Source organism: Halonotius roseus (assembly GCF_006861655.1).
In the GTDB taxonomy this organism is placed as follows: domain Archaea; phylum Halobacteriota; class Halobacteria; order Halobacteriales; family Haloferacaceae; genus Halonotius; species Halonotius roseus.
This window is the reverse complement of sequence record NZ_SESI01000001.1, coordinates 965,524-988,748: the sequence shown is the minus strand read 5'-3', so window position 1 is coordinate 988,748 and position 23,225 is coordinate 965,524. Positions and strand designations below refer to the sequence as shown.

Below are 23,225 nucleotides of genomic sequence, written 5' to 3'. Positions count from 1 at the left end.
TTTTCACCCCTGCCAGCGGCGCGCCTGTCACCCCGAGTAACCCCGCGTTTTTCAGCCTGCCCTCGGTAGAGAGTGGTATGAGCGACGGCGAGACACCGAGCGATCGGTTGCGCGACCGCGCGGCGGGCAGCCGGCTCAAGCTGTGGCTGTTGCTCGATGCCGACCGCTGGCTCGTCACGGGGCTGTTGCTCGCCGTCGTGTTCGCCGTTCTGCTCGCGGCCGGCATGGTCGCCCCGGACGCCGCCGAAACGTTGCGGACGAGCGATTCGGTCGACACGCTGTTTCAGGCGTTGTTGACGGCGACGATCACCGGCGTCACGCTCGTGCTCACGCTGAACCAGCTGGTCTTATCACAGGAACTCGGTGCGGTTGGCGACCAACAGGAGCGGATGATGGGCGCGATGGAGTTCCGCGAGGATGTGGCCGCCCGGATCGACACGCCGGTCAGCCCCGCCCGGCCATCGCAGTTTCTTCGTGCGTTGGTGACGGTTGCCGGCGAGCGAGCTGCGGATCTCCGGCAGGCGGTCGGCGAGTCGGCCGACGCGGAGCTCCGCGAGGAGGTGGCGGAGCTGAGCGATAGTCTCACCGAGAACGCCGACCGCGTTGCCGCCGGCCTCGACAACGCGCAGTTCGGCGCGTTCGACGTGGTGTCGTCAGCCCTCGATTTCAACTACTCATGGAAGATCTTCGCCGCCCGCCGGATCGACGAGCGGTACGGCGAGGCCCTCGACAGCGAGGCCAGCGACGCCCTTGACGAGCTGATCGCGGTGTTGAAACTGTTCGGGCCGGCCCGAGAGCATTTTAAGACGCTGTACTTCCAGTGGGATCTGATCAATCTCTCCCGGCAGATTCTCGCGGTGTCGGTGCCCGCGCTGTTGGTGTCGGCGGTGATGATGGCCTTTTTCGATCCGACCGCCTACCCCGGGACGGTGTTCGGCATCGAGTGGGTGGTCGTCCTCGTTGCGGCGGCGACGACGCTCGCGGTGGTGCCGTTTGTGATCCTGTTGGCCTACGTGATGCGGATCGCCACGGTAACAAAACACACGCTGTCGATCGGGCCGTTCATCCTGCGGGAGACCGACGACGTGACCGAGGTTGAGTGGGATCGCTAACCGATCGGGTGGACGCCCGCCGCACCGCTGCGCGCATACTGCGGGCGCACTCCTCTCTTGGTGGATAGAACGGCGTTGTCGTCGTTCTCTACCGCCCACGCTCAGCCGGCTCTTCATCTGAACCGTCGCCCGACAGTCCGTTTTTATTCCCGCTCGTCAAACACCACCTATGGATCGGAGTCCGACGATCGACACGCTTGGGGTGGTGCTGGTCGTCTTCCTCCTCCAGGTGCCGCTTTCGTTCATCGGCCTCAGCGGGCTGTTCGTCCTCGCGCCGCCGATCACCGCCGATCCGGTGACGATCGTCACCAGCATCTACGCGCATGCCTCGCTGGGGCATTTGATCGCCAACAGCGTCGTGCTGCTGGTGGCGGGGCTCGCGGTCGAGCGCCGGACGACGTGGCTACGCTTTCACCTGTTTTTCCTTACGGTCGGCGCGCTCGCGGGGGTTGCCCAGGTCGTCGTCAGCGGACTGCTTGGCCCGGCGACAGCAGTGCTTGGGGCCAGCGGTGCGGTCTTCGGGCTGGTCGGCTATCTGCTGGCCGGCAACACGGTGTCGACGACGCTGCTGGATCGGCTGCGGCTCTCCCCGCGGGTGCAGGTGGCGATCTACGCGGTCGCCGCGCTGGTGGTGACGGTGCTGACCGGTCAGCCGGGGGTCGCACTGGTCGCGCATTTCACCGGGCTGTTCGTTGGGTTGCTGGCTGGCGCGGCGGGGGTGCTCGATACGTCGTCGGGCGAAACAGAAGCTACAAGTACGCGCCACGGCAGAATCTAAATGCGGGCTCGTAGATCAGCGGTAGATCGCTTCCTTCGCAAGGAAGAGGCCCCGGGTTCAAATCCCGGCGAGTCCATCGGAGCGACCGAGTTTTACGAGGGAAAGAGGTTGCTACTAAATCATAATCAAAAGATTACTCGAACCAAACAAGGTCAAACATACCCAGAATCAAACGAAAAGTTGTATTGTACCAATCAATCGCTGTTTCCCTATCGATCTTCTGGACTGGGTCTCTCTGGGGATGAACAATTTTTCTTCGGGTTTCAAGAATCTCGTCTTGGAATGTACGCCACTCCTTATGCGGTGGGCCATTGGTAAGCCGAACTCCAGATATATTGTCTAATGCATTTTTTGCGAAATCCTCTCTGTAGAGATCACCACGGTCGTTGCCATATTTATCCACAATTAATTCGTGGGAGTTGTCATGATTATTCCCATCCAGCCGATAATAGAGATATATCTGGCGATACAGTAGGTTATCAACAGCGGAGACGATTAGAGGGACAGCAGCAGTTGTATTCTTGTTACGAATTGACTCAGCGGCTCCCCGTAAGAGGTCTATCCAAGGTGGATTTGTAGCAGAACGAAGAGTCAACGCTTGTTCATACACGATCTTGATTTCATCACCTACTTCAATGGTCTCAGTATCTTCTCGGCCTTCTCTGAGATTAGCTCTGACAACCGTGTTTTTGGAACCGATGATGGAGACTTCAACGAGTAAAATATCGGCCAGGGTTGCCCGGTGGTAGAACCCGTTGATAGTTTCGATAGGCAGACGTTCGTCCTCTCCCACATCAGACCGTTCAGCATTTTCGAGATAGACTGCTTCAATTTCGTAGTCCTCGTAGAGATTGTTCAGTTGAGTCTCACGGGTTTCGGATACATTTACCCATGTGACATTGGTTCCAATACCGCTACCCAGCGAAATAGGAAATCGGAAAAAAGACTTACCGGTTGACTGGATGTTCCGAAGGGTTTGGAGTAGGGCATTTTCTGGAAAGAACCAAACTGAACACTGGGGACACGTCGTGTACGTATTCGGTGAAATCGTCTCTGGAGATATATTGCGTAGAAGCTGGAGTATGCCTATCCGACTGTCGCAGTTAGGGCAAGTTAGATTGGTAGCTCCAGCCTCGGTTCCCGGTGGTAGAAAGCTCATTTATTATTCAGAAACCTGCCTCTCTGGATGTTGCTCCAGAAACATCAGATGAGGCTCAGCATCTCGTTCTCTGGTAGATGAACCTGGACGTATTCCTCGATTTCGTACCGCTGCATGGCAGTGGTATGGTCAGCGAGCCCATTTAAAATAGTGCGACTCGGTTGACTGTCTATCCGAGTGAGAACTAGTAGCCCACAACTTCGATCCCCGAAATCCGCTCGAAGTGCTCGGGATTCCCCGTCACCACCGGCTCGTCGCATACCACCGCTGTCGCTCCGATCGTCGCATCCCCGATGTCGATTGGCTCGCCCGCCGCTCGCAATTCCCCGTCGATCCGCCCGGCCTTGCGGGCGATGGCCGCGCTCGTCGGCACGACCGGCCGGGATTCGATAACGTGTTCAATCTCGCGTCGCTCCTGCTCGGGCAAGTCACTCATCCCGACGCCGATATATAACTCTTGTAGCGTCATCGCCGGAATCCGCTGGGGAACCTCGGCGGCCTCGATCTCATCGACTGTCTCCAACGCGGCCGTATCGTCGTTCATCACGTCGATCAGAAAGGAGGTGTCGAGAATCATTCCATCCCGTCGAACTGCTCGCTGAGTTCCGCCGCGTGCTGCTCGTGACTCGCGTCGATAGCCTCGCGCATCGTCGCGGCGTCCTCATCGGATAGCGTCCCGGCGAGTTCGCGGAGCGACGGCTCGCCGAGCAGCCGTTCCAGCGTCTCGTTGAGTGTTTCGCCCTCACGGTTATCCGCCTTGATACGAGCGTGGAGTGTGTCGGAGACGCGGATCGTTTTCGATGCTTCGCTCATGTTGTATACAAGCGTATACGAGAATATCAAGCTTGTTCCCGCCGCGACTGACGCTGTCGCGCTCAGATAGGAACAATTTGTCCGCACCATCTACTGCATAAACTTCGGGAGCGACTCGTCGCCCGTGTTCTCGGGATAGAGTCGGAACCCCCGGATAATGTCTCGCCCTCCAATATACCGTGTCTACTGGCGAACTGCCCCAGACGCCCATTGCGTTGGATCGCTATCTCGCTGCTTTGACTGCTAAACTAATACTCCAAATACTCCAAACAGCTATCAGCCAACAGCCCCAACAGTCGCGTATGTCAAGCGGGAGTATCGATATCGACGAGTTCGAGAACACCGATGCCGACGAACTCAATGGGCGAACCGACACCGAGCGGATCGTGCGCTTCCTCGACGAGCACGACGACCGTGCGTGGAAGGCGTCGACAATCGCCGACCAACTCGATCTTGAGGAGGACGCTGTCAGTGCGATCCTCTCACGACTGAAGCACCGCGGGCTCGTCCGACACAAACGCCCATACTGGGCGATCACCGACGACGACGAACGACTCCAGTCAGCCTACCAGCTCCATCAGTACCACGAAACCGCAACCGAGCAGTACGGCGACGAGGCTCTCGAAGCCCTCCAGACCAACGAGATGGAACGCGTACAGTGACGGCGTTTGACGATCTCGACCGCGGCGATATCGTCTGGGCGACTGATCCACTCTCGGACAAAGGGCGGCCGATGCTCGTGGTCGGCACGCCTCGATTTCCGGCCCACGGCGTTCAACTCATTACAGTCTTGATTTCCACGAAGACCTACCACGAGGAGTCGCTCACGCTCTGGGACGAGGACTACAGTGGGAGGCCTTGGGAACCCGAAGTCACGTGCTTCCGTGGTCGCTCGTGACGCTCAACAGTGCTACAGCAGTCGACTACTACATGACCTCCCTCGTTGACGAACGCATCGAAGATGTGGCAACAGCAGCGAGCGACTACATTTTATCCTGAGCAGCGTACTGGCATCGCACGGAAGATAGTCATGCGGCCTCCGACTGTGTGTCGGCATAGCTTGCACCCCCGGTTTCCACATCGGGTGCTGACCATCTGCCATCGTCTCTCCCCGAATTGAACTCACTCACTCCCTGCGGTCGTTCGCTGCTCAATTCGGGTCGGGAGAGATTTCACACTGCTCACGTTGTTCGCAGGAGAAAGTCCGCCCTCCCCGAATTGAACGGGGGACAAGTCGATCTACAGTCGACTGCTCTACCAGGCTGAGCTAAGGGCGGGCACTCTTTCGTATCCCGGTCGTACAATTAAGGGTTCTGTTCCAAGCGCGCCGCCGACAGATGTCTGACAGAGTGGGAAGATTGAATACCCTGTGTAACACACCTGTTGCACATGAGTAAGATCACGTTCCGCGCCGACGATGACCTCGTTGGCCGGTTAGAGGCCTTCGACGCCTCGAAATCCGAGGTCATGCGGGAGGCCCTCCGTCAGTACCTCGACGGGTCGGAACGTGAGACAACCGCGCAAACGACGGACACACACGCGCACACGTCCGACGCCGACTCGATCGACGCCCTCATCGACGACCGAATCGACCGCCTCGTCGCCGAACGCGTCGATTCCGCGCTGGCGACCCGCCGCGATCCGGCCGATGCCGGCACCGACGTGTCGGTCAATATCACCCTTGAGGGAGTCGACGAGGAGGCCACTGTCACCGACCAAGCCGTTGAGCGTAAGACGCCTGACGCCGAGGGCGACCCACAACCGGAGCCGACAGCCGGCGAAGACGACGCCCACAGCTGCGGTCAGTGTGGCGAAGCGGTCGACAGCGAGCACGTGTACTGCCCGAACTGTGGCGAAAAGGCCTCCCGGCGGCTGTTCTGTGACTGCGGCGACGAGCTCCGATCGGACTGGGCGTTCTGTCCCGGCTGTGGGCGTCGCACCCCGGCGGCCGACGTGTTGGACAACGGATGACAGACACACACCCCGATCTCACGGCCTCGTGGCTGCCTCGATAGCCGGAATGTCTTACATCCGCCAGTAAATTTATATACCCTCGGCATAGTGTTACGACCGCGTAAGACAATCGTCTTACAGTGTGCCCGTCCGTGGCACGCTGTGGGGCTGTCGGCGTCGCCGACTGTCTTACCGGGGAATGTAACAATGGAGCGTGTGACACTACGAATTCCAAAGCAGCAGATCGACGAGGTCGAGGAAATGGTCGAAACCGGCCAGTTCCCAAACCGGAGTGAGGCGATCCGGTCGGCCGTCCGAGAGATGCTCAACGAGACCGAGAGTACAGAACCACGACGAAACAAAAGCGAGCGCAGCTGGGCGAAGGTGTAACTATGCAGGATATCGTACAAGACGCCCTCGACAACGCGGAAGCAGAAGACCGTGACATGGACGCCAGCTTCGACGATGACGACGAGTTCGGCGATCCACGGATCGTCATCGTCGGCGCCGGCGGCGCGGGCAACAACACGGTCAACCGGCTGTACAACATCGGCGTCGACGGCGCGGAAACCGTCGCCATCAACACCGACAAACAGCACCTGAAGATGATCGAAGCCGACACGAAGATCCTCGTCGGCAAATCTCTCACCCAGGGCCTCGGCGCGGGTGGCGACCCCTCGATGGGCGAGCGCGCCACCGAGATGGCCCAGGGAACGATCAAGGAAGTGCTGGGCGACGCCGACCTGGTCTTTGTGACCGCCGGCATGGGTGGCGGCACCGGCACCGGCGCGGCCCCGGTGATCTCGGATATCGCCAAAGAACAGGGCGCGATCGTCGTCGGCATGGTCTCGACGCCGTTCAATGTTGAGCGCGCTCGGACGGTCAAAGCCGAGGAAGGCCTCGAACAGCTCCGCGATACCGCTGATTCGATCATCGTCCTCGACAACAACCGCCTGCTCGATTACGTCCCGAACCTCCCGATCGGCAAGGCCTTTTCTGTGATGGATCAGATCATCGCCGAAACCGTCAAAGGAATCTCGGAGACGATCACCCAGCCCTCCCTCATTAATCTCGACTACGCGGATATGTCGACGATCATGAATCAGGGCGGCGTCGCCGTGATGCTGGTCGGCGAAACCCAGGACAAAAACAAGACCCAAGAGGTGGTCAGCGACGCGATGAACCACCCACTGCTGGATGTGGACTACCGCGGTGCGAGCGGCGGGCTCGTCCACATCACCGGCGGCCCCGACCTCACGCTGAAGGAGGCCGAGGGGATCGCCAACAACATCACCGAACGGCTCGAAGCCAGCGCGAACGTCATCTGGGGTGCCCGGATCCAAGACGAGTACAAGGGCAAGGTTCGCGTCATGGCGATCATGACCGGCGTCCAGAGCGCGCAGGTGCTCGGCTCGACGACCCAAAAACAGGCCGATCAGTCACGCGCCAGCATCGAAGGCGACCCCGCCGAGTTCGACGCCAGCGCGAACGTCAGCTCCGACACCGCGGCCTGGGAGTCTGACGGCGGCAAACAGGAAGTCGAACAGAACAACGGTCTCGACGTCATCCGCTAACGCTTTTTTCAGCGCGACGGCCGTTTTAGATGGCGACGTTAGACGGCGACGGTCGATTTCTCGCAACTGGTACTAACGCTATACCGCCGCAATCGATTCCAATAGCCGGCATTTCCGGCAGATCCGACCCCCGGTCATCGAGCCACACTGCTCGCACTCGCTGAGGTCGTCGTTTTCCTCGTCGTCGCCACCATACCGATCGGCCGCCAGCTCCGCGAGCTCCTCGTAGCCGGACATGATCGAGTGCCGCGTCCCGGGGTGATTCTCTTCGAGGTTCCACAACAGCTCCTGGATCTCGCCGCGGTAGGCCTCGCTGGCGTGGGGACACTCGGTGATGTGGGCGGGCAACTCCATGAGTTGGGCGTAGAGTGCGACCTCTTTTTCGGGGATATCCCGGAGGGGCTTGGCCCGCGGGATGAAATCATCCTGTTCGGCGCGCTCCTCGAAATCGCCGATGCTTGCATCGAAGTGTTTGGCGATCTGTTTGACATCGCCTTCCAGAATGTTCATCAGCGCGGTTTGGGCCTCGTCGTCGAGGTTGTGGCCGGTCAGCAGCTTGTCCGCGCCGTACTCGTCGGCGTACTCCTCTAAGAGATCACGCCGAAACACACCGCAGTAGGCGCAGGGGGCCATGTCCTCGGGGTCGTCGTCGACGACATCGTCCATGCGGATCCCGAACTCCTCCTCGTAGCTGACGAGTTCGTGGCGCATCTCCAGATCGTCGGCCAACTCGACGCAGGCGTCGACGCTTTCGTCGCGGTAGCCCTCGATCCCCTCGTGGATCGTCAACGCCAGCATCTCGATGCGGGGATCTTCACCGAAGGTCTCGTCTAAAATGTGTGTGAGGACGACGCTGTCCTTGCCACCTGAAAGGCCGATCACCCACGTTTCTGGATTGTCTGGTGTCGACTCGGGATCGAGCAGTGTATCCGCCCGAATTCGTCGTCGGACGCGTTTCTCGACCGACCGGCAGAAATGCGTCTCACAGAGATGGCCGCCGGAGTACGCCGCCTGCATGACGGCGTCACGGTCGCATTTGTCGCACTCCATTACCGGAGCGTTGCCGGCCGGCTGGGATACCCGTTTCGCTCTTCGGGGCGATCGGCTGCCCTCGTCGACACCGACGCAGCGTGTCATACGACACACGATCGGTCTGTCATACACGCCAGACCATTCCACAACACACCCGACCGCACGGCGTCGAAACCGGTTTGTGGCCTGCGATCCCAGGGTCAGCAATGACACGCGAGGCGACACTCGACCGCGACGCCGCCATCGACCGCATCGTCGAGCTGATCGAGACGGTCGACTCCGAGCCGATGCCGGTGCCAGTCCGGGAGATCTGGGTGTACGGCGATGTTGCTCTCGGGCTCGATCCGATCGATCGTCTCGACATCTATCTCACGAAGGACATCCTGCTGCGCGGCGACAGCGACGCCGCCGAGGAGTATTACGAGCAACACGGCGTGAAAGGTGTCGGCCAGAGCGTTGACGCCGAGTGGGCCGAGGCGTTTCCCGAATACATCCGCGCCAACGACAACGGCCACGCCGCCCCAGAGAAGTGTCTGGCCGCCCACCTGCTCGGTGACGATGAGCCGATCCACCTCGAAGTCTGTAACGCGAGCTTTGACGAAAACGTCACCCAGCGGCTGCGGGGCGCGCTCGATCGTGAGTCCTACGAACAGATCCTCGACCCTCGTGGCGTCTGTCTGTGGGTCGACGGCGAGTGGGACGACGACCTCCTCGGCAAGCTTCGCGGCGGCGAACTCCCGTTTCCAACGCTGTCGGGCGCGCTGGAACAGATGGGTGTCGACGCCGATACCGCAGATGCGGCCGCCGACACGGTCAGCCGCTACCGAACCGAACAAACGGGTGCGAGCGTTCGCGGCGACGTGATCTGATCCTCAGCCGGTGTCGCTATCGACCTGTCCGACAGTCACGGTGAACGGCACTGTCTCCACACGCTCGTATGACTCGTCTTGCATCTGCTCAATAACTTCCCGGCCCATCTCGCGCCACGCTCGCCGGAGCGTGTCATACGTCGCCTCGCCGTCCAGCCCGCGGCAGAGTTCGACTTCGTGGTCGGCCAGTCCCTCGCCGCTGGCCTTCCGTTTCGCGCTCCGCAATGCGTCCTCGCTGTAGGGCGGTTCAGTGCGCTTTTCGTGGTTGTACTGCCGGGTCGAGAGTGGATCGATCCCGGCCTCCGCAAACAGCGATTCGACTCGTTCGCCGAGGGCGACATCGGTGTCGATACCGCGGAGGTAGGCCTCCCGAACCCGTGCTTCGAGGTCGACCTCGCTGTCGACAGTCGAGTCGACGCTGACGGCGGCGTTGTTCGGCTCGATCGCGGCGACCAAGTCGGTCGAAACGCGGGCGAACTCCCGGAGGGCGGCGGCTGGCTCGGGAAGATTAATGAGAAGGGCCTGGCAGACAACGAGATCGACGCTGTCGTCGGCAAACGGCAGGCGAAGCGCGTCGCCAGCGACCGTTGGAACGTGGTCGCTGGCAACGTCGAGCAGCCGGGGGTCGGCGTCGACGCCGATCACTTCGGCGTTGGCGTCGGCCGATTCGGCTGCAAGGACGCGTGTCAACTCGCCGGTGCCGCAGCCGACATCGAGAACCCGCTCGCGGTTCGAGAGATCGAGATCCGTGAGGGCGTCCCGCGAATCGGCCCACATTCCCTCGCGCGTGCGGCTGAGATATTCGGGCGTAAACCGGCGCACGACTCAGTTGCGGAGGTCTTTCACGCGTTCGATATTCCACGCGAAGCCTTTGCCGTCCTCGGTCGGCGTTTCGAGTGCAAACGGTAGGTCGCGCAGGTCGGGATGGTTGACGATGGCGCGCATGCCGTCCTCGCCGATGTAGCCCTCGCCGATCAGCGCGTGTTCGTCCTTGTGGGTGCCCACGTCGTGTTTCGAATCGTTGAGGTGGATGTATTCGAGGTGTTCGAGGCCGACCACGTCGTCGAACCGCCCGATCGTTTCGTCGACCGCTTCCGGCGTCGTCAGATCGTTGCCGGCGACGAGCGTGTGGGCGGTGTCGATACAGATGCCGAGTTCCTCGTCGGTGCGGTCGATGATCCCGGCGAGGTGCTCGAACTCGCCGCCGAGTTTGGTGCCGCTGCCGGCGTCGCTCTCGATGAGGAGTTGGACGCCATCGGGTACCTCAAGGTCGGCGATCACACCCGCGGCGTTGTCGAGACCGCCCTCGACGCCCGCGCCGGTGTGGGCTCCGAGGTGGGCGTTGACGTACGGAATCCCGAGTTTGTCGGCGGCGTCGAGTTCGGCCTGCATGCTGTCGATGGATTTCTCCCGAAGGTCGTCTTTCGGCGTACAGAGGTTGACGAGATAGGAGGCATGGATCACCCATGGGCCGTCGAGTTGTTCGGCCGTGAGGTCGCGGAAGCCCGCCGCGGCTTCGTCGCTGATCGAAGGCTGTTGCCAGACCTGCGGCGAGGTGGTAAAGATCTGCCCGCAGTTGCCGCCAAAGTTGCGCTGGCGGTCGATTGCGTTGCGGATGTCGTCGTAGGCGGGCGTCTCGCTGTCCGAGGAGACGCGGGAGCCGGAGATGGAAACGTGTGCGCCGACGTGCATATGCTCTCGTTGGTAGAGGCTCCTGAAAGCGACTTCGATGCCAGTGCGGCCGCTGTCACCAACCCTATCCAGCATCCCAACGAACACCGTGGCGACATGCCAGTCTACGACCGGAGCGCGCCCGACAATCCCCGTGTCACCGAGTTCGACGGCGGGATCGAGTGGCTCGCCCATCCCGACGAAACGGGCCAGCGCGCGAGTCACCTACTCAACGGGGCCGGCGGCCCGTGGCTGCTCGACCCCCTCGACATCCCTGATCTCGATGAGCGGATCGACGCCGTCGGCGACCTCGCCGGGATCGCGGTGTTGTCGAACTACCACGCCCGCGACGCCGACGCCATCGCCGCCCGCCACGATCTGCCCGTGACGGTGCCGCCGTGGCTGGATCGGGCTGCCGACCGGGTGGACGCGTCGGTAGAGCGGGCGACAACGCTCGGCGACAGCGGGGTTGAACTCACGCGGTACAACCCGCTTCCCGGCTACGACGAAGCCATCGCCTCCCGCGAGCGCAACGGAACGCTGTACGTCCCTGACGCCCTCGGGACGGCCCCATTTTACACCGTTGGCGACGAGCGACTCGCCTGTTACGGGATTCTGCGGATTCGGCCGCCACGGGAGCTGTTCGCACCGTTCGTCCCCAATCGAATCCTCGTCGGCCACGGGACGGGCGTCTTCACCGACGCGACGGCGGCCCTGCAGGACGCCCTTGACGGCGCGCGGCGACGACTCCCGACTGCGATCTATCGGCACGGGCCGACGCAGTTGCGCGGATTGTTTTCCGCGCTGGGTCGCTGACAGGCAGCTGATTCATTTCGCGCATCTTTGATTTTGCAGTCATACAACCGATTCAAAACATGAAATGTTGTCACAGTAGAGATTAGGTATATATATGTGTAGAATACATATGTCACTGTATGCCAACGGATCAGACACGACGGCGATTCATCCAAGCAACGGGCGTTACCAGTGTCGCGGCTCTCGCCGGCTGTGCCGGCGGTGGCGGTGGCGGTGACGGCGGCGACGGCAACGAGACCGATGACGGTGGCGACGGTGGCGACGGCGGCACCAGCAACCGCCTCAGCTGGCATGCAGGCGGCACCGGCGGGACGTACTTCCCGCTGTCGAACGAGATCAAGACGATCGTCGAGGCCAACACCGACTTCTCGCTGAACGTCCAGTCGACGGGCGCAAGCGTCGAAAACGTCGGTAGTCTCTCCGACGAATCCGCGGACTTCGCGCTCATCCAAAACGACATCGCCTCCTTCGCCAAGAACGGCGAAGGGATCGACGCCTTCGAGGGCAATCCGATCGAATCCCTGCAGGGCGTTGCGACGCTGTACCCCGAGACGATCACGCTTGTCACGCTGGCCGGCAACGACATCTCGACGATCGACGATCTCAGCGGCGCGACGATCAACACCGGCGACCTCGGCTCGGGCACGCAGGTCAACGCCAATCAGATCCTCGAATCCGCCGGGATCTCCGACTACTCCGAGCAGAACGCCGGCTTCTCGCAGGCCTCCGAACAGCTCGCCAACGGCGACATCGACGCCGCCTTCGTCGTCGGCGGCTGGCCGGTCGGCGCGATCGAGGATCTCGCCAACACCAACGACATCGAGATCGTCCCGATCAGCGGCGATACCCGCGAGACGATCAAATCCGATGCCTCGTGGTTCGCCGACGATACCATCCCCGGCGGCACCTACAGCGGCGTCAGCGAGGCTGTCGAAACCGTCGCCGTCCAGGCGATGATCGCCACCCACAGTGGCGTGCCGGCCGACACCGTCGAGACGGTCACCGCAGCCATCTTCGACAACCTCGATGACCTCTCGATCAAGACCGACTTCATCACGGTCGACAGTGCCCAAGACGGCATGTCCATCGAGCTCCACGAGGGCGCGGCCGCGTACTTCGACGCCTAACTCGGACAACGCCAGCAGCATCGACCGAGCACGAGGCTCCTGCTCGAACCACCATCACGCGGCGCGCGGGTCGCCGTGGCGTTTCCGGGTGTTCCAGTGTTGCATACTCGTATCACCGCGTTGCTACCGGGTGAGCGCGGGCGACAGCTACTGCTGAGTGTCGTCGTGGTAGCCGCGGTACTCGGTGCCGGCGTCGCGTTCGCGGCGGACGAACCTGTCCTCATCGTCGAGGATATCGAGACCGGCGAGACGTATCTCACCGCACCCGTCGACAACGGGAGCACTGTCGGGCTCGAATACACTCACAGCGTCGAGAAAACCCGCGTCTACGACGAATACCGCATCGACGGCGCGACGCTAGTCAACACCCGCATGGAGTTCGAATCCTACGGCTGGGGGTTGCCCGCCCGCGTCAACGTCACCACCGTCAACGGGACGTTTGTCTACGCACCCGAGGAGCCGATCACCGAACTCGACAGCCTATCGGTGTCGCCTGGCCGGATCGCCGGCCATACATTGATAATCGATGGCACACGACATGATCTCGTCAACACGACCGACGCCCGCGACGTTCGGGTCCACATCGAACACCGACCTCTCATCGACCGCATCCTATGAGCACATCCACCAACGCCGACGGCGGCGACGAACCGGACGAGGAGTTCTCCCAAGCGGAAGCCGACGACCTGATCGACGAGATCGAACGGCGGCGGTCGTTACAGGGGGTCGCCGCCGTCGCCGTCGCGGCCATCGGCATCCTGTTTTCGCTCTTCCAGCTATTTCTGGCGGCGAAGAGTTTCACGTTCACGATCCCGCTGCCACTGGTCGCCGACTGGCAGATCTCACTGCAGTTGCTGCAGGCCAACGCGGTTCACGTCGCCTTCGCGCTGGTGATCACGTTCCTGCTGTTTCCGGCGAGTACGGGCGACGGGTTCGTCGTCCGTACTCTCGGCCGGGTCGTCCCCGCACTGCGACGGCAGTTCGGCGAGCGAAACCCGCTGACGCGGGCGGCGGCCGGCTTGCGGCGTGGGTTCCGGTGGGCGTTCGTCGATCCCGACATGGAGCGGGTGACGGTCTTCGATCTGGCCTGTATCCTCGGGGCGGTGCTGTCGGCGTTTTACTTCCTGACGGAGTTCGCCGAGATCCAGAACATGCGGGTCTTCGGCATCGACTCCGGCCGGCCGGTGACGGCGATCTACACGTTCCTCGACCCGATCCTCGGGAGTGTTCCGTTCGTTAGCGAATACTCCTATGCGATGGCGCTGGGCGTGATCGGTATTCTGCTGGTGCTCGAAGCAACCCGGCGGACGCTCGGCCTGCCGCTGATGCTCATCGTAGCGAGTTTCATCGTCTACGCGCGGTGGGGCTTCCTCATCAGCGGCAACACACCCTTCCTCGGCCTGCTGGCGATTCCCGAACTGACGTGGCCCGACATCATCCAAAATCTCTGGTATAACACCGAAAACGGGGTCTTCGGCATCCCCGTCACGGTGTCGGTGAGCTTCATCTACATCTTCATCCTCTTCGGATCCTTCCTCGAAATGAGCGGCGCGGGCCAGTGGTTCATCGATCTCGCCTACGCCGTGACCGGCAAACGGAAGGGCGGCCCCGCGAAGGCGAGCATCCTCGCCAGCGGCTTCATGGGGACGATCTCGGGGTCGTCGATTGCGAACACGGTGACGACCGGCGCGTTCACGATCCCGCTGATGAAGCGATCCGGCTACTCGCCGGAGTTCTCCGGCGCGGTCGAATCCTCGGCCTCCTCGGGCGGGCAGATCCTCCCGCCGGTGATGGGCGCGGCCGCGTTCCTGATGGTGCAGTACACCGCGACGCCGTTTGCGGATATCATCATCCTGGCGACGATCCCGGCGGTCGTCTTCTTCTTCGGCGTCTGGGTGATGGTGCATCTCAAGGCAGTCCAGGAGGGGATCGGCGGCCTCGAAGAGGAGACGGTCAGCCTCGGCGACCACCTCAAACGTGGCTGGTTCTATCTCGTCCCTATCGGCCTGCTGCTGTACTACCTCATCATCGAGCGGCTGTCGGTCTCGCGGTCGGCGTGGTTCACGTTGGTCGCCCTGGTCGCGCTGATCGCCGTCGTCTCGGCGTACAGCCGTGACACGCGGGGGCGACTCCTCGGCGTGTTGGCCGGTGTTGTCGCCGCCGAGTTAGCGAGTTTCACCCTCGCTGGCGTCCCGGTCACCGGACTCGTCGGCGGTGTCGGCGCGGGACTGCCGCTCGGCGAAGCGGCGGGGATCGTCGGCTCCCGGATCGGCTGGTATATGATGTTCGCCGGCGCGGTCACGCTGCTCTCGAAGCCGGATCTCGACGCTGAATACCTCGATCTCAACCCAAAGATCAGCGAGACAACGACGATGCTCTCCGAGAAGACCGACCGCGACCTCGACACCCAGCCCGTCCGGCTCGGCGCGTTCGTCGTCAAATCGATGGACGAGGGGGCGCGTACTGCGGTGCCGGTCGTCATCGCCGTCGCTGCCGCCGGCATCATCCCCGGCGTCATCAGCGTCTCCGGGCTCGGGCCGAACCTCACCTCGCTGTTGCTCGCGCTGTCGGGCGGCTCCATCGTGGTGATGTTACTCGTGACCGCTGTCGCCAGCATCATCCTCGGGATGGGGATGCCGACGACGGTGACCTACATCATCCTGATCTCGATGCTGGCGAGCCCGCTCGTCGAGTTCGGGATTCCGCTGCTTGCGGCCCACCTGTTTATCCTCTACTTCGGCGTCATCGCCGACATCACGCCGCCGGTGGCGGTAGCGGCCTACGCCGCAAGCGGGGTCGCCAAATCCGACCCCTTCGAGACCGGCGTCAAGGCCTTTTCACTCTCGTTGAACAAGGCCGTCGTCCCCTTCGCGTTCGTGCTCGCACCGGGGATCGTCCTGCTCCGTGAGAAAGCCAACGCCGCCGAGTTGCCGCTGCGGGAGCGATATCGCATCGTCAACTTCAGCGACCTCACCGAGATCACCTACTCCGTCCCGGAGATCATCATCCCGGTGATCGGGGTCTTCCTCGGGGTGATCGCCCTCGGTGCGACCGTGATCGGGACGCTGTACACCCGCGTCGAGACCCCCGGCCGGGTCGGCTTCGCGTTCAGCTCGCTGCTGTTGATGGCCCCGCGGCTGCTCTCGGAGACCGTCTTCGACCTGCTCGGGCTGGTCGGTGTGAGTGTCTCGGTTGACGCGCTTCTGTTGGATCTGACGCTCCGGGCTGTCGGCTTCGCGCTGTTCGCCGCGCTTACGGTGCAGAACCGGCGCAAACTCGATACCGGTGACGACGACCGAACCGCGACCGCCGCACCTGAGAGTTCGTAATCGCCGTTACCACCTTTCTCCTTCCTGACTCCGGCGGTGTTCGAATACGAGCAGCCAAGCGGTCAGGTCGGCTGGCCGACCGGCCGCTATACCCTTGGCGGACTGAAAGGGCGAGGCAGGCTCGGCGAACCCGGACGACGCAAGCACCGCAACGAGCGAAGCGAGTGAGGAGCGCAGCGAGTCCCGGGAGTCGAGCCTGCCGAGGGCTTTCTACACAAATCCATCTCTGTCACTACTATCTGAATATACGGCGACTCCCGCCCGCTATGTTTAGGCTGCTCGCCCCCCGAAGAGTAGTATGTTCGCGGCCATCGACCGGCAGCTCACCGTCGACCTCGGCGGGCGGAACGTCCAGCCGCTGTACGCCGCCGCCCGCGACGACGAGCCGCTGGTCGCCGCCGCCGCAACGCCGCTGCTGGCAGCCGCTGACGCTGGCGAGACAGTGTTGCTAACAACCGGGTTTCCGATCCCGCCGTCGAACGAACCCGAAACCGACGGCCCGCTCGGGACGGTCGTCCTGGCGGGCGCGCTCGCCGACCTCGGCGCGGCACCGGTCGTCGTCACCGAATCACGGGTCGAACCGGCGATCACCGCTGTCGCCGACGCCCTCGGGATCGAGCCGCCGGAGACCGTGTCGCTCGCGCCGCCGGAATCGAGTGCCGAGACCACGGCGTCGACTGCGCGGTCGCTGCTCGACCGCGAGCCTGGAGCCGTCGTCGCCATCGAGAAACCCGGCGCGACGGCCGACGGCAGCTACCGAACGGCGGCCGGCGAGGATATCACGCCGCTCGTCGCCGCGGTCGATCCACTGTTCACAGCCGCCCGCGAGCGCGGAATCCCGACTGTCGCGGTCGGCGACGGCGGCAACGAGGTCGGGATGGGCGGGGTTCAGTCGGCCGTCGAGCATCACATCGACAACGGCGAGACGATAGCCTGCCGTACGCCGGTCGACGCGCTTGTCGTTGCAGGCGTCTCCAACTGGGGGGCCTACGGGATCGTCGCCGCGCTGTCGCTCACGGCTGGCCGCGAGCTACTGCATACGGGCGGCACCGAGCGGGAGCTGCTGGACGCGGCTGTCGAGGCCGGCTGTATCGACGGCGTCACCGGCGAGGCAACGCCGTCGGTCGACGGGATTCACGGCGCGATCCACGCGGATGTTGTCGATCTTTTGGCCGATATTTGTGCGCTCGAGATCGACACCGACTGACGTGCGATCAGCCTGCTGGTGTCACTCGTGGGTTGCCGAGTGCGGTCGGAAATTCGGAGTACACGCTATCAGCGGTTACGGTCGATCCAGTCACAGAAGGCATCGAAATCGTTGGCACCGGCACTGTCGGCGATATCACGGAGCGTCCCCTGCCGCAGTTCGTCGTGCAGCGGGACGGTCGCGTGTCGGCGGTCCTCGTCGTTTGTCGGGTGTACATAGTAGAGCTGGGCGTGGTCGCCGGCTGTGCGTCGCCACTCAAAGTTGCCGGCATTGACGAGTACTTTGACGACCTCGTACCCCGAGAATACCCGGCTCATCCGCTACTCAAGTACGTCCGGTGGTTCCTCTTGGCCGGTGACGTTGTCCGCTGGGTCGATCCCGGCCTCGCGGAGTTCCTCGTCGGTCGGCTCCTCGCCGATCTCGCCGTTGTGGAGCGCGACGGCCTCGTCAAGGTTTTCGAGGGCTGTCCTCCGGGTTTCGCCCTGACTCGTGACGCCGGTTTCGGTGTCTCTGGCGATCCACCAATCGCCGTCTTTCGTGAGCGTAATCGTCGGCTCGACGCCGGTGCTCATACCCGTCTGTTGGGAAACAGCGCGTATAAGCGTTGGTGCGGGGTCTCGGCGAGGGTCAGGGGTGTCCGCTCTATGGGTTCGACACCTTCGTCCGAGCGACAGTGGCCGTCTGAGTGCTCCTTGCAGCCGGCATCGAAATTCTATATCGCGGTATGTGATTTACTACTGTCGGATTCCGGGACTCGTCGGGCTTTTAGGCCGTGCGGGCGAGGCTTCGCTATGGTCGATAACGTCGCCGAGTTCTTTCGGGAGCTCGAACCCGCGGATTTCTATCTGCTCTCGGGGATCGAGCAGGGGATGCGCTTCTCGGAGTGGGTGGAACACGACGAGATCCCGAAATACGCGGATCTAACGCCCGAGGAGGTCGACTACCGGATCGACCGCTGTATGCGCCACGAGCTGATCGAGCGGAAGACGATCCAGTACGAGGGCTACCAGCTCACCTTCGAGGGGTACGACACCCTCGCCCTCCGGACGTTTGCCGAGCGCGACACCATCGAGGGCGTCGGCGCGCCGCTGGGCGTCGGCAAGGAAAGCGATGTCTACGAGGCCCAGTCGTTCCGGCCGATGGCCCTGAAATATCACCGCGAGGGGTATACGAACTTCCGGGAAGTCCAACGCGAGCGGGAGTACACGTCCGACCGCAACCACGTTTCGTGGCTCTACACCGCCCGTAAGGCCGCCGAACGCGAGTTCGACATCCTCGAATCGCTGTACCCCGACGTGTCGGTGCCACGGCCGGTCGATCAGAACCGCCACGCCATCGTCATGGAGAAGCTCACCGGCGCGGAGCTCTCACACGCCGAACTGGAATCCGGGCAGGTCGTCGGCGTGCTCGGGCTCATCGTCGAGGAGATGGCCGCCGCCTACGAGGCGGGCTACGTCCACGCCGACATGAGCGAGTACAACGTCTTCGTCGATACCGATGGCGTGACGATCTTCGATTGGCCCCAAGCCGTCGATACCGACCACGACAACGCCCGCGAACTGCTCGAACGCGACCTTGAGAACATCTACAGCTACTTCCGCCGGAAGTATCCCGGTGAAACGCCGGAATCGGCCGATCTGGACGCTGTCGCCGACGATATTGTGCGCGGCGAATTTGACGGGATTTCGGCGCATATCGAGTGATAAACCACTGAGCGCGATAGAAAAATCGCAACAACCCAGCGGTCGCTGACCACTTTTTCCATCTCCACATCCAGAAACGGCAGTACCCCGGTTTTCAGACGCGGCCCCTGAGCCACTCGTAGGCCAGTACAGACGCTCTCCGTCGACACTGCCGACAGTCACGGTCGTTGCGCGACCAAGCCACACTGGCGTTCCGCAACGACGACCGCGAGGCGTCACACTCTCACGCCGGCGGTCGCAAGCGGCTCGATACGTGGTCTGTTACTCCGTCCCGCTGCTGTCCATGTAGGTGAGATGAGCGGTGAGGTCTGTCGTCGAAAGCATTCCGACCACCGCGTCGTCGCTATCGACAACGGGCAGGTGTTGGATCTGTCCGGTCAGCATCTTCACCGCGGCGTCCTGAATCGACTCCTCCGGGTCGGTTGTGGTCACGTCCTCGGTCATGTAGTCGCCGACGTCTGCATCCGCGGGGACGGCCCCGTCGGAGACGAGTTTCGCAAGATCAGTACAGGTGAGAATCCCGGCGATCTGATCATCGTCATCAAGGACCACCAACGAGCCGGCTTCCTTTTCGAGAATGGTGCCAGCGGCCGACTCGACCCCTTCATCTGCGGTGACGGTTACAAGATCGGTCGTCATGAGTTGCTCGACTGGAACGGCTTCGATTTCCATACTGATAGTACGCGTGATTTATATGTATAAGTGTTGATACAGAGTAGATATTGCAATACACTTGTTTCGATAATCTACTGAAAACAATCGATTGTACAGGCATTTTCCACTCCTCACCACGCACCCGCCATGAGTCATCGCCCCGACCACCAGAGACCACCGCTCGGGTCGACAACGAATCACCCAGATGGTGCCGTGGATCGCCCGCGACACCGTCACCGCGGTCTTCGAGCGCGAATAGCCAGCGGCACCACAGCGACGGCGAAATCAAAGTGCCTATGTCCGTCTCGCCCGCTTACCCGGACATGACTCACCTGAGCGTTGTTGGCTGCGGCAACATGGGCGGGGCTCTCCTGCAGGGCCTCGCCGCGAGCGGCGACCACACCCTCGTCGGCTGCGACATCGACCCCGACGCCCGCGAGTCGGTCGCCGACTACTGTGAGACGACCGACGATCTCGCGGTCGCCGCCGAGGCCGACTACGTCGTGTTGGCGGTCAAACCCGACTCGGTCGGCGACCTGCTGCCGGCACTCGATCTTGACGCCGATCAGACCCTGATCTCGATTGCCGCCGGTGTCTCCATCGACTATCTCGACGATCTCACCGAGGCGAAGATCGTCCGGCTGATGCCGAATCTCAACGCCGAAACGCGGAACATGGCCGCCGCGGCCACCGGCGCGGTCGACGATACGGTGCGCGCACTTCTCGACGAGGTCGGCGAGTACGCCGAGATCACGGAGTCAGAGATGGATATCGCCACCGCGCTCAACGGCAGCGGCCCCGCCTTCGTCTTTTACCTCATTGGCGCGATGGCCGACGCCGGCGTCGACAGCGGCCTCGGCGAGGAACAGGCCGAAACACTGGCCGCCCAGACGTTCAAGGGTGCGGCCGAGACCGTCCTCCAGTCCGAGAAATCCATCGACGAGCTGATCGACGCGGTCTGCTCGCCGGGCGGGACGACCATCGAGGGGATGGAGCTGCTGTGGGACAGCGATGTCGATGCGGAGGTGGCCGCGGCCGTCCACGCCGCCGAGGAGCGATCCCGCGAGATGGCCGCCGGGTTCGACGATGAGTGACGGTGCCGACAGCGGCGATGCCGACGACGCTGTGGCTACCGACACCGCTGTGACTACCGATACCGCTACGGCTGCCGACGCCGACGCGGCCGACACCGCCGCTCTCGACGCCGAGGCAATCACGGCTGCCCGACAGCAGGCCGCTGCCGCCGACCGCGTCGTCGTCAAGGCCGGCACCAACTCGCTGACCGACGACGAGTCGAATCTCTCGCTGTCGAAGCTCCACAAGCTCGTCGACGACATCACCGACCTCCGCGATCGCGGCAAGCAGGTCGTCCTCGTCTCCTCGGGGGCTGTCGGAGCCGGGATCGGCCGGATCGGCTACGAAAGCGACACCATCGAGGAATCCCAGGCACTCTCGACGATCGGCCAAAGTCAGCTGATGACGGCCTACAGCGAGAGCTTCGCCCGCTACGACACCAAGGTCGCCCAGATCCTTCTCACCCAACACGATCTCGACAACCCCGATCGCTTCACGAACATCCGCAACACCATCGAGACGCTGCTGGAGTGGGGCGTCGTTCCGATCATCAACGAAAACGACGCCATCGCCACCGAGGAGCTCCGGATCGGCGACAACGACCGGCTGTCGTCGTCGGTCGCCATCGGCATCGACGGCGACCTGCTGGTGACGCTGACCGACGTGGGCGGCGTCTACACCGGGAACCCGAAAACCGACGCCAACGCCGAGCTGATCGACGCTGTCGGGGCGAACTACGACGAGGTACAGGCCATCGTTGACGAGAGCTCGACCGAGAGCTTCGGCGGCATCCAGACCAAAGTCGAGGGTGCGCGCCGCGTCAGCGAACACGGGCTGCCCGGCATCATCGCGGCCTCGACCGAGCCCGACGTGTTGGCGCGGATCGCCGACGGTGAAACCGTAGGAACGATATTTCTCCCGATCAACGGTGTTGACAATGAGTGATACCGACGCCACCGGCGACGACGCCGGACTGACTGACCAGGCCATCGACGCGAAAGTCGACGCCGCCGAGGCAGCCGCGCTCGATCTCGCCAACGTCGACGACGCCGACCGACAGGCCGCACTGCACGCGATCGCCGACGCCATCGACGACAACCGCGAAGCGATCCAATCGGCCAACGCCGAGGATGTCGAGGCCGCCGAGGAGCTGCTCGAAGCCGGCGAGTACACCCAGGCCCTCGTCGACCGCCTCAAACTCTCGGATGCGAAACTCGACAGCATCGTCGAGATGGTACGCAGCGTCGCCGGCCAGGACGACCCACTCGGCGAGACGCTCGTTGCCCGCGAACTCGATGAGGATCTCGAACTGTACAAGCTCGCCGTTCCCATCGGCGTCGTCGGCACCGTCTTCGAATCCCGGCCCGACGCGCTCGTCCAGATCGCCGCGCTCGCGCTGAAATCCGGCAACAGCGTGATGCTCAAAGGCGGCAGCGAGGCCAGCGAGTCCAACCGCGTGCTCTTTGAGCTCATCCGGGAGGCGACCGCCGACCACGACGCGATCCCCGAGGGCTGGGCCCAGCTCGTCGAGGCCCGAGCCGACGTGACTGCCATGCTCGACATGGACGAGTCGATCGACCTGCTGATGCCACGCGGGAGTTCCTCCTTCGTCGAGTACGTCCAGGACAACACCTCGATCCCCGTTCTCGGCCACACCGAGGGGATCTGTCACATTTTCGTCGACCGCGAGGCCGACCTGGATATGGCGACCGAGGTTGCCTTCGACGCCAAGGTGCAGTACCCCGCGGTCTGCAACGCCGTCGAAACGCTGCTCGTCCACGAGTCGGTCGCCGACGACTACCTCCCCCAGATCGTCAAACGCTACGCCGCGGCCGACGTTGAGGTTCGCGGCGACGAACGAACTCGGGAGATCGTCGATGTCGCCGCAGCCAGCGAGGCCGATTGGGAAACCGAGTACGGCGACCTCATCATTGCGATCAAGGTTGTCGACTCACTCGCGGACGCCCTCGACCACATCACCGAACACGGCTCGAAACACACCGAATCGATCATCAGCGAAGACGCCGACCACGCCGGGCGATTCATGCGCAGCCTCGATTCGGCGAGCGTCTTCCACAACGCCTCCACCCGCTTTTCCGATGGCTATCGGTTCGGCCTCGGCGCGGAAGTCGGCATCTCGACCGGCAAGATCCACGCCCGCGGCCCAGTTGGCCTCGAAGGGTTGACGACCTACAAATACCATCTCGAAGGCGACGGTCACCTCGTGGCGACCTACGCCGGTGACGATCCCCGGCCGTTCACCCACGAGGAGTTCGACGGCGAGTGGGTGCCCGGCGAGCTGTCGCGGTAGGGTTCGATAGTTCGAAATAATCCCAATGCACCCAATTTATTTC

At 62.7% G+C, this 23,225-nt stretch carries 25 protein-coding genes, 2 tRNA genes and 1 pseudogene; 18 read left to right on the top strand and 10 right to left on the bottom strand.

From position 1 onward, the window contains the following. Nucleotides 1-77: 77 nt before the first annotated feature. The 3 genes from EWF95_RS05235 to EWF95_RS05225 all read left to right on the top strand — a co-directional run bounded on the left by EWF95_RS05235 (nt 78) and on the right by EWF95_RS05225 (nt 1,966). The gene (locus tag EWF95_RS05235; protein WP_142442979.1) at nt 78-1,112 is read left to right on the top strand and encodes a hypothetical protein; all 1,035 of its coding nucleotides are present in this window, start codon (nt 78-80) and stop codon (nt 1,110-1,112) included. A 169-nt stretch (nt 1,113-1,281) separates the two neighbouring features. After that, nucleotides 1,282-1,890, top strand: a complete 609-nt coding sequence (locus EWF95_RS05230; RefSeq protein WP_142442978.1) for a rhomboid family intramembrane serine protease — start codon at nt 1,282-1,284, stop codon at nt 1,888-1,890. Between the two features lie 4 nt (nt 1,891-1,894). Continuing rightward, nucleotides 1,895-1,966, top strand: a tRNA-Ala gene (locus EWF95_RS05225). Nucleotides 1,967-2,023: 57 nt separating this feature from the next. On the opposite strand, the gene EWF95_RS05220 is transcribed toward EWF95_RS05225, so the two are convergent. From EWF95_RS05220 to EWF95_RS05210, 3 genes are all read right to left on the bottom strand, one after another. Next, complete coding sequence (locus tag EWF95_RS05220; protein ID WP_142442977.1) at nt 2,024-2,683, bottom strand: hypothetical protein; 660 nt, start codon at nt 2,681-2,683, stop codon at nt 2,024-2,026. A 550-nt stretch (nt 2,684-3,233) separates the two neighbouring features. Then, a complete protein-coding gene (locus tag EWF95_RS05215) occupies nt 3,234-3,626 on the bottom strand; it encodes a type II toxin-antitoxin system VapC family toxin (protein WP_142442976.1) in 393 nt (130 codons plus the stop codon). After that, nucleotides 3,623-3,862 (bottom strand): antitoxin VapB family protein, encoded by a 240-nt coding sequence (locus EWF95_RS05210; RefSeq protein ID WP_185911700.1) that lies wholly within the window; start codon nt 3,860-3,862, stop codon nt 3,623-3,625. Before EWF95_RS05210 ends, EWF95_RS05215 begins: the two co-directional genes overlap by 4 nt. A 302-nt stretch (nt 3,863-4,164) precedes the next feature. Between EWF95_RS05210 and EWF95_RS05205 the strand changes: the two genes are divergently transcribed. Both EWF95_RS05205 and EWF95_RS05200 read left to right on the top strand, forming a co-directional pair. After that, entirely contained in the window at nt 4,165-4,524 is a 360-nt protein-coding gene (locus EWF95_RS05205) for a MarR family transcriptional regulator (RefSeq protein WP_142442974.1), read from the top strand. Further along, nucleotides 4,521-4,861 (top strand): annotated as a pseudogene (locus tag EWF95_RS05200) (PemK-like protein). The gene EWF95_RS05205 and the pseudogene EWF95_RS05200 overlap by 4 nt, the downstream one beginning before the upstream one ends. 204 nt (nt 4,862-5,065) lie before the next feature. Here EWF95_RS05200 and EWF95_RS05195 read toward each other — a convergent pair. Beyond that, nucleotides 5,066-5,139 (bottom strand) — tRNA-Tyr (locus tag EWF95_RS05195). A gap of 112 nt (nt 5,140-5,251) precedes the next feature. Between EWF95_RS05195 and EWF95_RS05190 the strand changes: the two genes are divergently transcribed. The 3 genes from EWF95_RS05190 to ftsZ all read left to right on the top strand — a co-directional run bounded on the left by EWF95_RS05190 (nt 5,252) and on the right by ftsZ (nt 7,389). After that, nucleotides 5,252-5,833 (top strand): double zinc ribbon domain-containing protein, encoded by a 582-nt coding sequence (locus EWF95_RS05190; RefSeq protein WP_142442973.1) that lies wholly within the window; start codon nt 5,252-5,254, stop codon nt 5,831-5,833. A 189-nt stretch (nt 5,834-6,022) separates the two neighbouring features. Beyond that, complete coding sequence (locus EWF95_RS05185) at nt 6,023-6,205, top strand: ribbon-helix-helix domain-containing protein (protein WP_142442972.1); 183 nt, start codon at nt 6,023-6,025, stop codon at nt 6,203-6,205. 2 nt (nt 6,206-6,207) lie between these two features. Then, complete coding sequence (gene ftsZ / locus EWF95_RS05180; RefSeq protein WP_142442971.1) at nt 6,208-7,389, top strand: cell division protein FtsZ; 1,182 nt, start codon at nt 6,208-6,210, stop codon at nt 7,387-7,389. A gap of 78 nt (nt 7,390-7,467) precedes the next feature. Here ftsZ and ncsA read toward each other — a convergent pair whose 3' ends face one another. Beyond that, the gene (ncsA, locus tag EWF95_RS05175; RefSeq protein ID WP_142442970.1) at nt 7,468-8,439 is read right to left on the bottom strand and encodes a tRNA 2-thiolation protein NcsA; all 972 of its coding nucleotides are present in this window, start codon (nt 8,437-8,439) and stop codon (nt 7,468-7,470) included. Nucleotides 8,440-8,627: 188 nt separating this feature from the next. On the opposite strand from ncsA, the gene EWF95_RS05170 reads away from it, so the two are divergent. Beyond that, nucleotides 8,628-9,290 (top strand): DUF7095 family protein, encoded by a 663-nt coding sequence (locus EWF95_RS05170; RefSeq protein ID WP_142442969.1) that lies wholly within the window; start codon nt 8,628-8,630, stop codon nt 9,288-9,290. Nucleotides 9,291-9,293: 3 nt separating this feature from the next. Here EWF95_RS05170 and EWF95_RS05165 read toward each other — a convergent pair whose 3' ends face one another. Together EWF95_RS05165 and EWF95_RS05160 are read right to left on the bottom strand one after the other, a co-directional pair. Beyond that, complete coding sequence (locus EWF95_RS05165) at nt 9,294-10,112, bottom strand: class I SAM-dependent methyltransferase (protein WP_142442968.1); 819 nt, start codon at nt 10,110-10,112, stop codon at nt 9,294-9,296. Nucleotides 10,113-10,115: 3 nt separating this feature from the next. Further along, nucleotides 10,116-10,982, bottom strand: coding sequence for a deoxyribonuclease IV (locus EWF95_RS05160; protein WP_142442967.1), 867 nt, complete (start codon nt 10,980-10,982; stop codon nt 10,116-10,118). Between EWF95_RS05160 and EWF95_RS05155 the strand changes: the two genes are divergently transcribed. From EWF95_RS05155 to EWF95_RS05135, 5 genes are all read left to right on the top strand, one after another. Continuing rightward, nucleotides 10,983-11,777: a hypothetical protein gene (locus tag EWF95_RS05155; RefSeq protein ID WP_246055634.1), complete on the top strand. Its 795-nt coding sequence runs from the start codon at nt 10,983-10,985 to the stop codon at nt 11,775-11,777. It abuts the gene before it with no gap. Between the two features lie 119 nt (nt 11,778-11,896). Continuing rightward, entirely contained in the window at nt 11,897-12,904 is a 1,008-nt protein-coding gene (locus EWF95_RS05150) for a TAXI family TRAP transporter solute-binding subunit (RefSeq protein ID WP_142442966.1), read from the top strand. A 165-nt stretch (nt 12,905-13,069) separates the two neighbouring features. Beyond that, nucleotides 13,070-13,522 (top strand): DUF1850 domain-containing protein, encoded by a 453-nt coding sequence (locus EWF95_RS05145; RefSeq protein WP_246055641.1) that lies wholly within the window; start codon nt 13,070-13,072, stop codon nt 13,520-13,522. Next, complete coding sequence (locus EWF95_RS05140) at nt 13,519-16,233, top strand: TRAP transporter permease (RefSeq protein ID WP_142442965.1); 2,715 nt, start codon at nt 13,519-13,521, stop codon at nt 16,231-16,233. The genes EWF95_RS05145 and EWF95_RS05140 overlap by 4 nt, the downstream gene beginning before the upstream one ends. Nucleotides 16,234-16,531: 298 nt before the next feature. After that, nucleotides 16,532-17,440 carry a DUF4392 domain-containing protein gene (locus EWF95_RS05135; protein ID WP_142442964.1) on the top strand — a complete coding sequence of 303 codons (909 nt, stop codon included), beginning with the start codon at nt 16,532-16,534 and terminating at the stop codon, nt 17,438-17,440. Between the two features lie 68 nt (nt 17,441-17,508). On the opposite strand, the gene EWF95_RS05130 is transcribed toward EWF95_RS05135, so the two are convergent. Both EWF95_RS05130 and EWF95_RS05125 read right to left on the bottom strand, forming a co-directional pair. Continuing rightward, a complete protein-coding gene (locus EWF95_RS05130) occupies nt 17,509-17,757 on the bottom strand; it encodes a type II toxin-antitoxin system HicA family toxin (RefSeq protein ID WP_142442963.1) in 249 nt (82 codons plus the stop codon). 3 nt (nt 17,758-17,760) lie between these two features. Beyond that, the gene (locus EWF95_RS05125) at nt 17,761-18,012 is read right to left on the bottom strand and encodes a type II toxin-antitoxin system HicB family antitoxin (protein WP_142442962.1); all 252 of its coding nucleotides are present in this window, start codon (nt 18,010-18,012) and stop codon (nt 17,761-17,763) included. A gap of 219 nt (nt 18,013-18,231) precedes the next feature. On the opposite strand from EWF95_RS05125, the gene EWF95_RS05120 reads away from it, so the two are divergent. Continuing rightward, nucleotides 18,232-19,143, top strand: coding sequence for a serine/threonine-protein kinase RIO2 (locus tag EWF95_RS05120; protein WP_142442961.1), 912 nt, complete (start codon nt 18,232-18,234; stop codon nt 19,141-19,143). Between the two features lie 261 nt (nt 19,144-19,404). Here the strand turns inward: EWF95_RS05120 and EWF95_RS05115 are convergent, their stop codons facing one another. Further along, nucleotides 19,405-19,815, bottom strand: a complete 411-nt coding sequence (locus EWF95_RS05115; protein ID WP_142442960.1) for a CBS domain-containing protein — start codon at nt 19,813-19,815, stop codon at nt 19,405-19,407. 305 nt (nt 19,816-20,120) lie between these two features. Here EWF95_RS05115 and proC point away from each other — a divergent pair, with 305 nt between their 5' ends. From proC to EWF95_RS05100, 3 genes are read left to right on the top strand one after another with little or no spacing between them, the layout of a single operon-like run. Beyond that, nucleotides 20,121-20,891, top strand: coding sequence for a pyrroline-5-carboxylate reductase (gene proC, locus EWF95_RS05110; RefSeq protein ID WP_142442959.1), 771 nt, complete (start codon nt 20,121-20,123; stop codon nt 20,889-20,891). Then, nucleotides 20,884-21,816: a glutamate 5-kinase gene (proB, locus tag EWF95_RS05105; RefSeq protein WP_142442958.1), complete on the top strand. Its 933-nt coding sequence runs from the start codon at nt 20,884-20,886 to the stop codon at nt 21,814-21,816. Before proC ends, proB begins: the two co-directional genes overlap by 8 nt. Then, a complete protein-coding gene (locus EWF95_RS05100) occupies nt 21,809-23,182 on the top strand; it encodes a glutamate-5-semialdehyde dehydrogenase (RefSeq protein ID WP_394348577.1) in 1,374 nt (457 codons plus the stop codon). The genes proB and EWF95_RS05100 overlap by 8 nt, the downstream gene beginning before the upstream one ends. The last annotated feature ends 43 nt before the right edge of the window (nt 23,183-23,225 follow it).